Annotated in this window: 12 protein-coding genes; 5 read left to right on the forward strand and 7 right to left on the reverse strand. The window is 69.0% G+C overall.

The genetic code is table 11. The features are described 5' to 3' along the window. The first annotated feature begins 258 nt into the window (after nt 1–258). Nucleotides 259–2,424, forward strand: a complete 2,166-nt coding sequence (helR, locus tag ACOADB_RS12855; protein WP_378599029.1) for an RNA polymerase recycling motor ATPase HelR — start codon at nt 259–261, stop codon at nt 2,422–2,424. A gap of 4 nt (nt 2,425–2,428) precedes the next feature. On the opposite strand, the gene ACOADB_RS12860 is transcribed toward helR, so the two are convergent. Then, nucleotides 2,429–2,890, reverse strand: coding sequence for a VOC family protein (locus ACOADB_RS12860; protein ID WP_378599032.1), 462 nt, complete (start codon nt 2,888–2,890; stop codon nt 2,429–2,431). A gap of 164 nt (nt 2,891–3,054) precedes the next feature. On the opposite strand from ACOADB_RS12860, the gene ACOADB_RS12865 reads away from it, so the two are divergent. Next, a complete protein-coding gene (locus tag ACOADB_RS12865) occupies nt 3,055–3,639 on the forward strand; it encodes a hypothetical protein (protein WP_378599035.1) in 585 nt (194 codons plus the stop codon). A 64-nt stretch (nt 3,640–3,703) separates the two neighbouring features. Here the strand turns inward: ACOADB_RS12865 and ACOADB_RS12870 are convergent, their stop codons facing one another. Genes ACOADB_RS12870 through ACOADB_RS12895 form a run of 6 tightly spaced genes read right to left on the reverse strand, consistent with a single transcriptional unit; the run spans nt 3,704 to nt 9,654 of the window. After that, a complete protein-coding gene (locus ACOADB_RS12870) occupies nt 3,704–6,067 on the reverse strand; it encodes an ATP-binding cassette domain-containing protein (RefSeq protein ID WP_378599038.1) in 2,364 nt (787 codons plus the stop codon). Next, nucleotides 6,068–6,538, reverse strand: a complete 471-nt coding sequence (locus tag ACOADB_RS12875) for a pyridoxamine 5'-phosphate oxidase family protein (RefSeq protein ID WP_378599041.1) — start codon at nt 6,536–6,538, stop codon at nt 6,068–6,070. Nucleotides 6,539–6,542: 4 nt separating this feature from the next. Continuing rightward, nucleotides 6,543–6,950: a VOC family protein gene (locus ACOADB_RS12880; protein ID WP_378599044.1), complete on the reverse strand. Its 408-nt coding sequence runs from the start codon at nt 6,948–6,950 to the stop codon at nt 6,543–6,545. A 5-nt stretch (nt 6,951–6,955) separates the two neighbouring features. Further along, nucleotides 6,956–7,468, reverse strand: coding sequence for a helix-turn-helix transcriptional regulator (locus ACOADB_RS12885; protein ID WP_378599047.1), 513 nt, complete (start codon nt 7,466–7,468; stop codon nt 6,956–6,958). 33 nt (nt 7,469–7,501) lie between these two features. Beyond that, nucleotides 7,502–8,338 (reverse strand): SDR family oxidoreductase, encoded by an 837-nt coding sequence (locus ACOADB_RS12890; RefSeq protein ID WP_378599050.1) that lies wholly within the window; start codon nt 8,336–8,338, stop codon nt 7,502–7,504. After that, nucleotides 8,335–9,654 carry a cytochrome P450 gene (locus ACOADB_RS12895; protein WP_378599053.1) on the reverse strand — a complete coding sequence of 440 codons (1,320 nt, stop codon included), beginning with the start codon at nt 9,652–9,654 and terminating at the stop codon, nt 8,335–8,337. The genes ACOADB_RS12890 and ACOADB_RS12895 overlap by 4 nt, the downstream gene beginning before the upstream one ends. A gap of 47 nt (nt 9,655–9,701) precedes the next feature. On the opposite strand from ACOADB_RS12895, the gene ACOADB_RS12900 reads away from it, so the two are divergent. From ACOADB_RS12900 to ACOADB_RS12910, 3 genes are all read left to right on the forward strand, one after another. Next, nucleotides 9,702–11,510, forward strand: a complete 1,809-nt coding sequence (locus ACOADB_RS12900; protein ID WP_378599056.1) for a peroxidase family protein — start codon at nt 9,702–9,704, stop codon at nt 11,508–11,510. Between the two features lie 18 nt (nt 11,511–11,528). Next, nucleotides 11,529–12,899, forward strand: a complete 1,371-nt coding sequence (locus ACOADB_RS12905) for an L-serine ammonia-lyase (RefSeq protein WP_378599059.1) — start codon at nt 11,529–11,531, stop codon at nt 12,897–12,899. Between the two features lie 4 nt (nt 12,900–12,903). Beyond that, a partial coding sequence (locus tag ACOADB_RS12910; RefSeq protein WP_378599062.1) for a class I SAM-dependent methyltransferase occupies nt 12,904–13,261 on the forward strand: 358 nt, incomplete at its 3' end.

Here is a 13,261-nt window from a genome sequence, read left to right on the forward strand (position 1 = left end):
GGCTTCCGGGGACGGGCCTGGCATGGGCACCTCTTCTGTCGGTTGCCCTATGTACGACGCGCGTCGCCCGTCAGGTTCGCAGTGTGGGTGAATGAATCCTGCGCGACCGGCTCAACCATCTCAACGACGGGCGCCGAACAGTGCCTCCGTATCCAAGGTATAACGCAGATGGGGGCTTGCGGCAAGGCCCTCTGGTCAGGGCAGAATCCCCGATTCCACGCCCTGAAGTTGCCACGAAACTGCCCCGGAGCTGATCACTTGACCGACGCAACCACCACTGCGTTTGCCCTTCCCGACCACCTTGCCGCCAAGAACTCCCCTGCGTTGATCGCCGACGACGAGCGCCACTTCCAGGCCATCCAGACCAGCCTCGACGAGTCGATCGCCGACCTCTCCGAGCGGCTCGACCAGGAGCGGAAGGCGCCAGGCGGGACCGGCCAGGAGGCGATGGATCGCGACCTGGAGGTGCATCGACTGGCTGCCCGGTTGCGCACGATGCGGCGCTACACACTCGACCTCTGCCTGGGCCGGATGGTGAGCGAGGACGGCGAGGTCGTGTACGTCGGCCGGTTGGGCCTGACGGACAAGGACAGTCGACGCCTGCTGGTCGACTGGCGCTCCCCCGCCGCCGAGCCGTTCTTCGGCGCGACCCATGCCAACCCGATGGGGCTGGTCAGCCGTCGGCGGTACCGCTGGACGCTGGGCCGGATCGGTGACTACTGGGACGAGGTGTTCACGCCCGAGGGGCTGGAGGGCAACGCCGCGCTCGATGACCAGTCGGCGTTCGTCGCCAGCCTGGGCAGCAGCCGGTCGCCGCAGATGCGGGACGTGCTCGGCACCATCCAGGCCGACCAGGACGCCATCATCCGTGCGTCGTCGCGGGGAGCGCTCGTCGTCGACGGTGGGCCGGGCACGGGCAAGACCGTCGTTGCGCTCCACCGCGCGGCGTACCTGCTCTACTCCGACCCGCACCTCGGGGACGGCCGCGGAGGGGTGCTGTTCGTCGGTCCGCACGAGCCGTATCTCGCCTACGTGGCCGACGTGCTCCCCAGCCTGGGTGAGGACGGCGTCCAGACCTGCACCCTGAAGGATCTCGTTCCCGGTGGCCGCGACGTGAAGCCGGAAGGCAGTCCTGAAGTGGCGCGCCTCAAGGCGAGCGCCGCGATGGTGGGCGCCATCGAGCCGGCAGTCCGGATGTACGAGGAGCCGCCCACGGTGGGCAGCGAGGTCGAGACCCCGTGGGCGGACCTGTGGCTGAGCAAGCATGACTGGGCCGAGGCGTTCGAGTCCCCCGATCCCGGCACGCCGCACAACCTGGCCCGCGACGAGGTGTGGGAGGAACTGCTCACGATCCTCGTCGACAAGTTCGAGGGCGACGAGGACGTCACCCCGGAGATGCTCCGCCGGGCACTGCTCCAGAACCGCGACCTGGTCACCACGTTCAACAAGGCCTGGCCGCTCATCGACCCCGAGGACCTCGTCGGCGACCTCTGGGAGGTTCCTGCCTACCTGCGCATGTGCGCTCCGTGGCTCGAACCCGACGAGGTCAAGGTCCTGCGGCGAGACGAACCCAGGGCGTGGACGACGTCAGACCTTCCCCTCCTCGACGCGGCCCGGCTGCGGCTCGGGGACCCCGAGGAATCACGCCGCCGGCGTCGGCGCGAGGCAGCGGTCGCTGCCGAGCGCAAGCGCATGGACGACGTCATCGAGGACCTGCTCCAGCTCGACGACGAGGACGGAATGATGGCCCAGCTCCGTCAGGACGGCATCCGCGACGCCCTGGTCGACGACGGTGCACTCCCCCGGGCCGACGCTGATCTGCTGGCCGGCCCGTTTGCGCACGTCGTCGTCGACGAGGCGCAGGAACTCACCGACGCGGAGTGGCAGATGCTGCTCGTCCGGTGCCCGTCGCGCAGCTTCACGATCGTCGGTGACCGGGCGCAGGCCCGGCACGGGTTCACCGACACCTGGGAGGAACGGCTCAAGACGGTTGGGCTCGACCGGATCGAGATGGCGTCGCTGAGCATCAACTACCGCACCCCGGAAGAGGTCATGAGCGAGGCCGAGCCCGTCATCCGGGCCGTCCTGCCGGACGCCAACGTCCCGACCTCCATCCGCCGCAGTGGCATCCCCGTCGTCCACGGGGCGACGGCCGATGTCGACGAGATCCTCGACAACTGGCTGGCTGCCCACACGGAGGGCACGGCCTGCGTCATCGGTGCCGATCGCGAGGACGGCCAGTACGACGGCCGGCGCCGGGTCCGGTCGCTGTCGCCCGAGCACTCCAAGGGCCTCGAGTTCGACCTCGTCGTACTCCTCGACCCGGAGGACTTCGGCACCGGCGTCGAGGGCGCCGTCGACCGCTATGTCGCGATGACCCGCGCCACCCAGCAACTGGTCATCCTCACCTCCGGGGGCGCATAGGAGATCAGTCGAGGCAGAACTCGTTGCCCTCGGGGTCGGCCATCACGATGAAACCGGTCTCCATCGGGGGCGCCGGCTCATGGCGCCGGAGCCGGGTCGCGCCGAGCGCCACGAGTCGCACGCACTCGGCCTCGAGCGCGGCCATCCGGTCCTCCCCCTGGAGCCCGGGTGCCACCCGGACGTCGAGGTGGACGCGGTTCTTGGCGACCTTGTCCTCGGGCACCTGCTGGAAGAAGACGCGTGGACCAGCACCGTCGGGGTCCTCGATCGCGGAGCGGGAGTTCCACTGGTCCTCGGGCACACCGATCGAAGCCAGGAACCCGTCCCAGGCGGTCAGCGGATCGGCGCCGTCGGCCAGCACCACGCCGGGTGGGCCGGGATGGGCGTAGCCGAGGACGTCGCGCCAGAACGTGGACAGCGCGCGGGGGTCGTGGGCGTCGAAGGTGATCTGCACGTCGCGGCTCATGACACCTGTCTACCGGCACGCACCGACACCCGCGATCTGCCCGGATGCTCCCGTTCAGCCATGGTGCACAGGGGCTGATCGGCGTACGTTGCGAGATGGGCCCGGCCGTGGCCCCGAACGCCTCGACCGGTCTTCTGCACACCCATCGACCGAGGAGGCAGACAGTGTTCATACAGATCATCCAGGGTGCGTGCACACGACAGGACGAGGTGCACGCGCTCCTCGACGAGTGGCGGAGTGACCTCTCCCACGGCGCCACCGGCTGGCTCGGCGGCACCTACGGCTTCACCGACGACGACCAGCTGATGGCGGTCGTGCGCTTCGAGTCCCGCGAGGCCGCGATGGCCAACTCCAACCGTCCGGAGCAGGGAGCGTGGGCCGAGCGGCTCAACGCCCTCATGGACGGCCCGCTCGAGTTCCACGACTGCGACGACGTCACCCTGCTCATGGACGGTGGCTCCGACCAGGCCGGGTTCGTCCAGGTCATCCGAGGCCGTGTCGACGACCCCGACCGGCTCAAGGCGATGCTGGCCGACACGACCAGCCTGCACGAGATGCGGCCGGACATCCTCGGCGGGACGCTGGCCATCGAGCCCGATGGCACGTTCACCGAGACCGTCGCGTTCACCAGTGAAGAGGCAGCACGGGCAGGCGAGCAGGTCGAGCCACCCGAGGACGTACGCAAGGAGCTCGAGTACGCCATGAAGGACGCCAGGTTCTACGACCTCCGCAACCCGTGGTTCGACTGAGGACGACCGACGTGAGGGCTTGACGGTCCGCCCGTCGGGCTGAGGTCGGCGCGACCCGCCGACCTCAGCTCCCGACGTACTCCGCCAGGTGCTGGCCGGTCAGCGTCTTCGGCTTGGCCACCAGGTCGGCGGGCGTGCCCTCGAACACGACCTTGCCGCCGTCGTGCCCGGCGCCCGGCCCCAGGTCGATGATCCAGTCGGCATGGGCCATCACGGCCTGGTGGTGCTCGATCACGATCACCGACTTGCCGGAGTCGACGAGGCGGTCCAGCAGGCCGAGCAGGTTCGCGACATCAGCCAGGTGCAGTCCGGTGGTCGGCTCGTCCAGGACGTAGACCCCGCCCTTCTCTCCCATGCGCATCGCGAGCTTGATCCGCTGGCGCTCACCACCGGACAGCGTGTTCAGCGGCTGGCCGAGCTTGAGGTAGCCGAGGCCGACGTCCTCCAGCCGGCCGAGGATCGACGCCGCTGCCGGTGTCTTGGCATCGCCCTCGGCGAAGAAGGCGTGCGCGTCGGTGATGGGCAGGTCGAGCACCTCGGCGATGTTGAGACCGCCGAAGGTCAGCTCCAGGACCGACGCCTGGAACCGCTTGCCGCCGCACTCGTCGCACAGGGTGGCGACGGTCTCCATGAAGCTGAGCTCCGTGTAGATCATCCCGTTGCCGTTGCAGCTCCCGCAGGCACCCTCGGAGTTCGCGCTGAACAGCGCCGGCTTCACGTTGTTCGCCTTCGCGAATGCCTTGCGGATCGGCTCCAGCAACCCCGTGTACGTCGCCGGGTTGCTCCGCCGCGAGCCCTTGATGGCGCCCTGGTCGATGACGACCACGCCCTCGCCGCCCGCCACCGAGCCGTGGATCAGCGAGCTCTTGCCGGACCCGGCGACACCGGTGACGACGCACAGGACGCCGAGCGGGATGTCGACCGACACGTCCCGCAGGTTGTGGGTCGAGGCGCCACGGATCTCGAGATGCTCCGAGGCGGTGCGCAGCTCGGACTTGAGCTCGGCCCGATAGCTGAGGTGCCGGCCGGTCAGGGTGTCGGACTTGTGCAGTGCGGCGACGTCACCTTCGAAGGTGACCATGCCGCCCGCCGTACCAGCGCCCGGGCCGAGGTCGACGACGTGGTCGGCGATCTCGATGGTCTCGGGCTTGTGCTCGACGACGAGAACAGTGTTGCCCTTGTCGCGCAGCTCGAGGAGCAGCTTGTTCATCCGCTCGATGTCGTGGGGGTGCAGGCCGATGGTGGGTTCGTCGAAGACGTAGGTGACGTCGGTGAGGGCGGATCCGAGGTGGCGGATCATCTTGGTGCGCTGCGCCTCTCCCCCGGAAAGGGTCCCGGCAGGACGGTCCAGCGAGAGGTACCCCAGCCCGATCTCGACGAACGAGTCGAAGAGGTGGAGCAGGTTGCCCAGCAGGGGCGCGACCGAGGGGTCCTTGATCTTGCGGACCCAGTCGGCGGCGTCGGTGATCTGCATCGAGCACACGTCGGCGATCCCCAGGCCGTTGACCTTCGAGGAACGAGCGGCCTCGTTGAGGCGGGTTCCCTCGCACGCGGGGCAGGCCGCGAACACGGCGGCCTTCTCGACGAACGCCTTGATGTGGGGCTGCAGGGAGTCGACGTCCTTGCTGAACATCGACTTGCGGATCTTGGGGATCAGGCCTTCGTAGGTGATGTTGATCTTGTCGACCTTCACCTTGCGCGGCTCGGCGTAGAGGAAGTCCTCGCGCTGGGCGGCCGTGAACTTTCTGATCGGGATGTCGGCCGGCACGGCCTCCTTGAACGCTGCCACCATCCAGCCGTCCGCGGTGTAGCCGGGCACCAGGATGGCGCCGTCGACCAGCGACTTCGACTCGTCGAAGATCTGGGTCAGGTCGAGGTCGGAGACGCTCCCCCGGCCCTCGCACTCCGCACACATGCCGCCGAGGTAGACGGCCTGCCGGACGACATTCTTCTCGACCTTGCCACCGGCCTTCTCGGTGCTCATCACGCCACTGGCCTTGCGGGTCGGCACGTTGAAGGAGAAGGCAGTGGGCGGGCCGATGAAGGGGTCACCGATCCGGCTGAATAGCACCCGCAGCATCGCGTTGGCATCGGTGGCGGTGCCGACGGTCGACCGGGCGTTGGCCCCCATCCGCTCCTGGTCCACGAGGATCGCGGTCGTGACACCCTCGATGTTGTCGACCTCGGGGCGAGCGAGGTTCGGCATGAAGCCCTGCACGAAGGTGCTGTAGGTCTCGTTGATCATCCGCTGCGACTCGGCAGCGATGGTCGCGAAGACCAGCGAGCTCTTGCCGGACCCGGAGACACCGGTGAACACGGTCAGGCGTCGCTTCGGCAGCTCGACGCTGACGTCCTTCAGGTTGTTCTCCCGCGCGCCCTGGACCCGGATCAGGTCGTGGCTGTCCGCTGGGTGGGGGGTGGTGCTCATTCAGACATCTCCATCGGTTGCGGTGGGGGTGAGCCAGGTGCCGTCGCGCATGAGGGTACGACCGACGATCTCGTTGGCCTCGCGCCATGCTTGCAGTCGCCGGGGACACAGCACGAGGTAGACGTAGTCGGCCTGGCCTCGCGGGTCCCAGTCCGCCTGGGCGGCGTAGGCGGCGCCCAGGGCGTCGTCGTCGGTGCCGACGGCCCGTTCCAGCTCCACGTCGATCATCACGACGTCGCGGGTCGGACCGACCCCGAGGCGCGCCCGCCGGGTGGCCGTGAGGTTCGAGGCGGTGGCCGAGGACGCGGCCACGGCGATGACGACCCGCTCATCGATCCACGCCAGGGACACCGGGACGAGGTGGGGGTCCCCGTCGGGCGACGAGGTGGCGACCCAGACGTCGATCGCCGGCGTGGTCAGGAGGGCAACAGTGTCCCGGCGTCGGGTGGCCGCATCCCGAGGCTCGGCCACGCCGTCAGGCCTGGTTGATGCGGACGTGGTTGCCGGCAGGGTCGCGGAAGGCGCAGTCGCGGACGCCGTACGGCTGGTCGATCGGCTCCTGGATGACCTCGGCACCGGTGGCCTGGATCTTCTCGAAGGTCGCGTCCAGGTCCGGCGAGCTCAGCACCACGGTGGCGTAGGTGCCCTTGGCCATCATCTCCGCGATCGTGTTGCGTTCCTCGTCGGTGATGCCCGGGTCGGCAGCCGGAGGGGTGAGCACGATGGAGGGGCTGGTCTGGCCGGCCGGCGCAACGGTGACCCAGCGCATGTCGCCGTAGCCGACATCGTTGAGGATCTCGAAGCCGAGGACGTCGCGGTAGAACGCAACCGAGGCCTCGGCGTCGGTGTGCGGCAGGAAGCTGTGCTGGAGGCTGAGGTTCATGGCAGTCACGCTAGTGGCGACTGGAAGCGCGGCGCTTCTTGATTCCTGATCGATTCTCCGTTCGATCCCGGGACGTCGGGACTGGTCTGCGCGCCGCCCCGGCGTACCGGGCGGGTGACCTTCTTGGTGACGCACGACGGCGGTTCGACGGGCTGCCCGTCCGCGGCATCCGTCTGCTCGCGGTAGACGCTGGGCGCCACGCCGACGAGCTCGGTGAAGCGGGTGCTGAAGGTCCCGAGCGAGGAGAACCCGACCTCGAAGCACACGTCGGTGACGCTGACGTCGCCGCGGCGCAGCAGCGCCATCGCCCGCTCGATCCGGCGCGTCATCAGGTAGGAGTACGGCGGTTCGCCGTAGGCCCGCTTGAACTCCCGGCTGAGGTGTCCCGCCGACATGTGCACGTCGCGGGCAAGCGCCTCGACGTCGAGCGGCTTCGCGTACTCCCGGTCGATCCGGTCGCGGACGCGCCGCAGCCGGGCCAGTTGGCGCAGGTACTCCGCGTCCGGTCCGCTGGTCACGTCCGCCATGGTGCCACGTCGATCAACGAGCCCTCAGCCCATCACCCAGGCCTCGCTGCGGCGCCACAGCTCGTCGGCGAGCTCGGCCGTCGCGTACTTCGAAGCGGTCTTCTCGCGGCTGTTGTCGTAGTAGAGGCCGGAGTCCCCGGCGACGTCGGGCGAGGTCGCGCAGTACAGCGAGGTCCGGGCACCGTCGGCCGTCGACTTGAGGAACAGCTTGAGCACGTGGCGGAGCCCGAACGGCACCTCGCGCCACACGTCGGAGGCGATCGCGCCCGGGTGGAGGGAGTACGTCGTCACGCCCGTCCCCTGCAGTCGGCGTCCGAGCTCCTGGGCATGGAGCACGTTGGCGAGCTTCGACACGGCGTACTCGGCGAGCGCGGTGCGCGTCGCAGCCGGCTGGCGTACGGCGTCCCAGTCGATCCCCCTGGCCTGGAAGTGGGCCGTGCTGGCCACGTTCACGATCCGGCCGGGACCGCTCTCGATCAAGTGCTCGCGGAGCAGCTCGGTGAACAGGAACGGGCCGACGTGGTTGGTGCCGAAGGCGAGCTCGAACCCGCTGGCGGTCAGGCCCTTCGCACCGGCGAGACCGGCGTTGTTGATCAGTACGTGCAGCGGCTCACCGGACTCGAGGAACGTCGTGGCCGCCTTGCGGACCGACGTCAGGTCGCCCAGGTCGAGCGCCAGGAAGTCGAGGTCGGTGTTGCCCGTCTCGCTGGCGATCTCGTCGATCGCGGCCTTCGTCTTCTCCTCCGACCGCCCGGCCAGGACGACGCGAGCGCCGCGTCCCGCGAGCACGCGAACCGTCTCCTTGCCGATACCGGTGTTGGCTCCCGTGACGAGGAAGGTGCGGCCAGCCAGGTCGCTCATGCAGTCAGTCCAATCCGGATCGCGAACAGGTCGAGCCCGTGCGGTAGTGGTTTCGTGGGGTTGAGGGACGGACTGACCAGCTCGGGCGTGGCCCGGCGCAGCAGAGCAGCCAGGAAGGCCTGTCCGAGGAAGACCGACATGTTGGCGCCCGGACAACCCTGGGGTCCGTGGCTGAAGAAGTTGAACGACCACGACTTCCCGGCGTCACCGGACACCCACTCCCCCGGCGCGAACCGGTCGGCGTACGGGATCCGGTCGGCGTCGCGATGGTTGAACAGGTTGGAGAGCAGCACCTGCGTGCCTGCGGGAAGGACGCGTCCGTCGGGGAAGGTGACGTCGGTGGTGGCGACGCGGCCGAACATCGGGGTGGTCGGCCACAGGCGCATCGATTCCTGGATGACCCCGCCGAGGTACTCCAGCCCGGCCACGGCCTTCGGGACCGTCACGTCGACGCCCTCGAGCTCCGCGTAGACCTCGCGGCGCTGCTCCGGGTGGCTGCCGATCAGGGCCAGGGCGCGCAGCAGGTTCGCGGGAAGGGTGTCGCCCATCGCGAACAGCCAGTGCACCAGCTGTCCCGGGACCGAGGTCTCCTCGTCGTGGGGCGCCTTGGCCACGAGCGACACCAGGGAGCCCTTCTCCCCCGCGTCGACGTACGACGAAATCCGCTCGACGAGCTCGTCGTACCCCTTCGCGGCCTTGCCGGGCGTGCGGTTGCCGGCCGACATCAAGGTGCCGAGCAGGGCAGTGAGCTCGGTGTCGTCAGCGGCAGCGTCACCGAACACCACACGACGGGTGAGGCGCTGGAAGCCGGCGTTGAGGTCGTCGTACCCGATCTCGCCGGTCAGCCCGGCCGCCTCCTCGCTGGCCGCCTTGACCATGCGCGCGCCGAGGGAGTGCATCGGCTTGCCGGTCTGCAGCACGCTCTCCGCGAACGCGCGCCGGTTGCGCCACAGGTCGTCGCGCGACAGCGTCAGCGCGTCCGGCTGGAAGGCGCTCATCCCGGCCTTCTTGGCCGGCGGGTCCGAAGCGAACGGCTCGGGCGAGCCGCCGAGGACGAACTCGATGTCGGACGGATCGCTCAGCAGCAGCGTCTCGTCGGTCGCGACCCGGACGTAGAACGGACCCGGTCCGTACTTCCGGACCAGGCCCTGGATCAACATGAAGCCGAACAGGTCGGCGCGAGCGACGCCGGCGACCTTCGTGGGGAGCTCTCGCTTCTTGAAGAGTCCCTGGATCACGTTCGGGACACCGACCTGCGCGGTGAACCGCACGCCTTCGATGATCGATGCCCGCGGGAAGTCATTCTCCTGAGCCATGGACGTGACACTAGACGACCGAGTGTGGCTGTGGTCACACTTCGCTCATGCTCCAGTGGCACCAGAACCCGTCCCTGCTCCTCCAACTGAAGGCCCTTGCCGGCGAGCGCAACGACCTTCGTGACAAGAACCTCTTCGAGGGGGACGAGATCCGTCCTGCCGAGGACCCGAAGGAGACGCCGCCCGAGGAGGCGATCCGGGCGCGCACCCCCGACGGCACCTGGAACGACCTGGGGTGCAAGCACATGGGGGCCCGCGGCACGGGCTTCGGTCGCAATGCACCGATCGAGAAGACCTCGCCGGACCTGAAACGGTTGCTGGACCCCGACCCGCGGGTGATCAGCGAGCGGCTCATGGCGCGCGACACGTTCAAGCCGGCCGGAATCATCAACGGCCTCGCGGCTGCGTGGCTGCAGTTCGAGAACCACAACTGGTTCTTCCACGGCGACGGCGTGCCCGACCGGGCCATCGAGATCCCGCTCCAGGACGGCGACACCTTCCCCGAGAACCCGATGCGGATCCGGTCCACCATCCCGATCAACGGCGGCGAGATCACCAGCGGCTGTCCGGCGCCGGTCTTCGCCAACCAGGAGACGCACTGGTGGGACGGCTCGCAGATCTACGGCAGCGGCAAGGACCGCCAGGACGAGATGCGCACGTTCGTCGACGGCAAGATCAAGGTCGGCGACGACGGCCGCCTGCTCAAGAGCAGCATCCCGGGCATCGACCTCACCGGCATGAAGGAGAACTACTGGGTGGGCGTCGGCCTGCTCCACACGATGTTCTCCCGCGAGCACAACGCGGTGTGTGACGAGCTCAAGAAGGCCTACCCGTCGCTGAGCGACCAGCGGCTCTTCGAGGTCGGGGTCCTCGTCGTGTCGGCCCTGATCGCCAAGATCCACACCGTCGAGTGGACCCCCTGCGTCCTGCGCCACCCGGCGCTGCAGGTCGGCATGTACGCCAACTGGTACGGCGGCCTCGGCGAGGCCTTCCGCGACAAGTTCGGCCGGATCGGCGACAGCGAAGCGCTCTCGGGGATCATCGGTTCCTCGACCGACCACCACTCGGCGCCGTTCTCCCTGACCGAGGAGTTCGTCTCCGTCTACCGGATGCACCCGCTGATCGCTGACGACTGGGACTTCTACTCCCTCGAGTCCGGCGAGTTCATCGAGCACCGCGACTTCACCGAGCTGCAGGGCATGTACACCCGCGACTTCATGGACAGCATGGAGATGGGCGACATGTGGTACTCCTTCGGCCGGGCCTCGGCCGGCGCCGTCAGCCTGAAGAACTACCCGAACGCGCTCCGCAAGCTCACCCGCGTCGACGGCCAGATCACCGACCTCGCGACCCTCGACATCGTCCGCGACCGCGAGCGGGGCATCCCCCGCTACAACGACTTCCGCGAGGTGCTGCGGATGCCACGGCGCAAGACGTTCGACGACATCACCCCGAACAAGGCGTGGGCCAAGGAGATGGCCGAGATCTACAAGGGGGACGTCAACGCCGTCGACCTGCAGATCGGCATGCAGGCCGAGAAGCCGCCGAAGGGCTTCGGCTTCTCCGACACGGCCTTCCGGATCTTCATCCTGATGGCGTCGCGTCGCCTCAAGAGCGACCGGTTCTTCACGACCGACTACCGCCCCGAGGTGTACACCCAGGTCGGCCTGGACTGGGTGAACAACACCACGATGAAGGACGTCATGCTGCGTCACTACCCGGAGCTGGAGCCGGTGATCGGTGACGCCGAGCGGGTCTTCGCGCCGTGGCACGCGGTCGGCGAGAAGGAGCCGGAGAAGAAGAATCCGGTCGGCCGCCTCGCCGACACCGTGAAGGGTTACATCCCGCTGGGGTGAGCGGCCTAGGGTGGAGGCATGGCGCTGAGCGTCTTTGATCTCTACTCGGTCGGCATCGGCCCGTCCTCGTCGCACACTGTCGGCCCCATGCGGGCCGCGAAGCAGTTCGCGGACGGGCTCGTCGCCGACGGCTTGATCGCGTCGGTCGGCCGGGTGCGGGCCGAGCTCTACGGCTCGCTCGGCGCGACCGGGCACGGGCACGGCTCGGAGAAGGCGGTGATCCTCGGGCTCGAGGGGGCCGAGCCGGCGACCGTCGACATCGCGACGTACGACGACCGCGCGGCCGCCGTACGGACGGCGCAGAGGTTGTCCCTGGCCGGCCAGCACGAGGTCGACTTCGGCGAGGACGACCTCGTCATGCACCGGCGTCGGTCGCTGCCCGGCCATCCCAACGGCATGCTCTTCACGGCATACGACGCCAGCGGGGCCGTGCTCCGCGAGCGGATCTACTACTCGGTGGGTGGCGGGTTCGTGGTCGACGAGAACGCGATCGGCGCCGACCGCGTGGTGGCCGACGAGACGCCGGTCCGCTTCCCGTTCAACAACGCGGGCGAGCTGCTGGCCGCCTGCGCGGAGAACGGCCTGAGCATCAGCGACGTGATGCTGGCCAACGAGCTGTCGTGGCGCACCGAGGACGAGGTACGGGCCGGGCTGCTCGAGATCTGGGAGGCGATGGCCGCGTGCGTCCGCGCGGGTTGTGCGAGCGAGGGCGTGCTTCCCGGTGGGCTCAAGGTGCCCCGGCGGGCCCCGGCCCTGCTCGCTCGCCTCACCGAGTCACCTGACGACCACGACCCGCTGCGTGCGATGGACTGGGTGAACCTCTTCGCCCTGGCGGTCAACGAGGAGAACGCCGCGGGCGGCCGGATGGTGACCGCTCCGACGAACGGTGCGGCCGGGATCATCCCCGCCGTCCTGCACTACTACGTCCGTTTCGTCCCCGGCGCCACCGAGGACGGGATCGTGCGGTTCCTGCTGACGGCCGGCGCGATCGGTGCGCTGTTCAAGCAGAACGCCTCGATCTCCGGCGCCGAGGTCGGCTGCCAGGGCGAGGTCGGCTCGGCCTGCTCGATGGCCGCGGGCGCCTTCTGCGAGGTGATCGGCGGCACGCCCCAGCAGGTCGAGAACGCTGCCGAGATCGGGATCGAGCACAACCTCGGCCTGACCTGTGACCCCGTCGGCGGGCTCGTCCAGATCCCCTGCATCGAACGCAACGCGATCGCGTCGGTGAAGGCCATCAACGCTGCCCGACTGGCACTGGTCGGCACCGGGCTGCACACCGTGAGCCTCGACCGCGCGATCAAGACGATGCGCGACACCGGCCGGGACATGCACACCAAGTACAAGGAGACCTCGCGCGGCGGCCTCGCCGTCAACGTCATCGAGTGTTGAGCGCGTGGCCGGGACGGAACAGGGTGAAGACGTGACGGGTCGCGGCCCCGTCGAAGTGTTCGACGACAAGCTCGCCGACTGGCGGGCCTGGGCCGACGCGCCGTGGGGGCGGATCCGGTTCGCCGTCGTCGAGGAGACCTTGCGGCGCCAGGTCGCCGAGCTCGGGGGCGGCCCGCTCCGTGTCCTGGACGTGGGTGGCGGAGACGGGCGGGACGCCGTACCGCTGGCGCGGGCCGGGCACCACGTCACGATCCTCGATCCGGCGCCCCTGTGGTTGGCGGAAGCCCGGTGTCGTGCCGAAGCGGCAGGTGTTGCCGACCGGATCACGACCGTGACCGGCTCGCTCGACGACCTGGACGAGG

The organism is Nocardioides sp. CPCC 206348 (assembly GCF_048654705.1).
Lineage (GTDB): Bacteria > Actinomycetota > Actinomycetes > Propionibacteriales > Nocardioidaceae > Nocardioides.

Bases quoted from the DNA above. Each gene is read 5' to 3' on its own strand.
- ACOADB_RS12860 (WP_378599032.1), bottom strand. From the start codon at position 2,890: ATGAGCCGCGACGTGCAGATCACCTTCGACGCCCACGACCCCCGCGCG.
- ACOADB_RS12895 (WP_378599053.1), bottom strand. From the start codon at position 9,654: ATGGCTCAGGAGAATGACTTCCCGCGGGCATCGATCATCGAAGGCGTG.
- ACOADB_RS12870 (WP_378599038.1), bottom strand. From the start codon at position 6,067: ATGAGCACCACCCCCCACCCAGCGGACAGCCACGACCTGATCCGGGTC.
- ACOADB_RS12880 (WP_378599044.1), bottom strand. From the start codon at position 6,950: ATGAACCTCAGCCTCCAGCACAGCTTCCTGCCGCACACCGACGCCGAG.
- ACOADB_RS12905 (WP_378599059.1), top strand. From the start codon at position 11,529: ATGGCGCTGAGCGTCTTTGATCTCTACTCGGTCGGCATCGGCCCGTCC.
- ACOADB_RS12900 (WP_378599056.1), top strand. From the start codon at position 9,702: ATGCTCCAGTGGCACCAGAACCCGTCCCTGCTCCTCCAACTGAAGGCC.
- ACOADB_RS12890 (WP_378599050.1), bottom strand. From the start codon at position 8,338: ATGAGCGACCTGGCTGGCCGCACCTTCCTCGTCACGGGAGCCAACACC.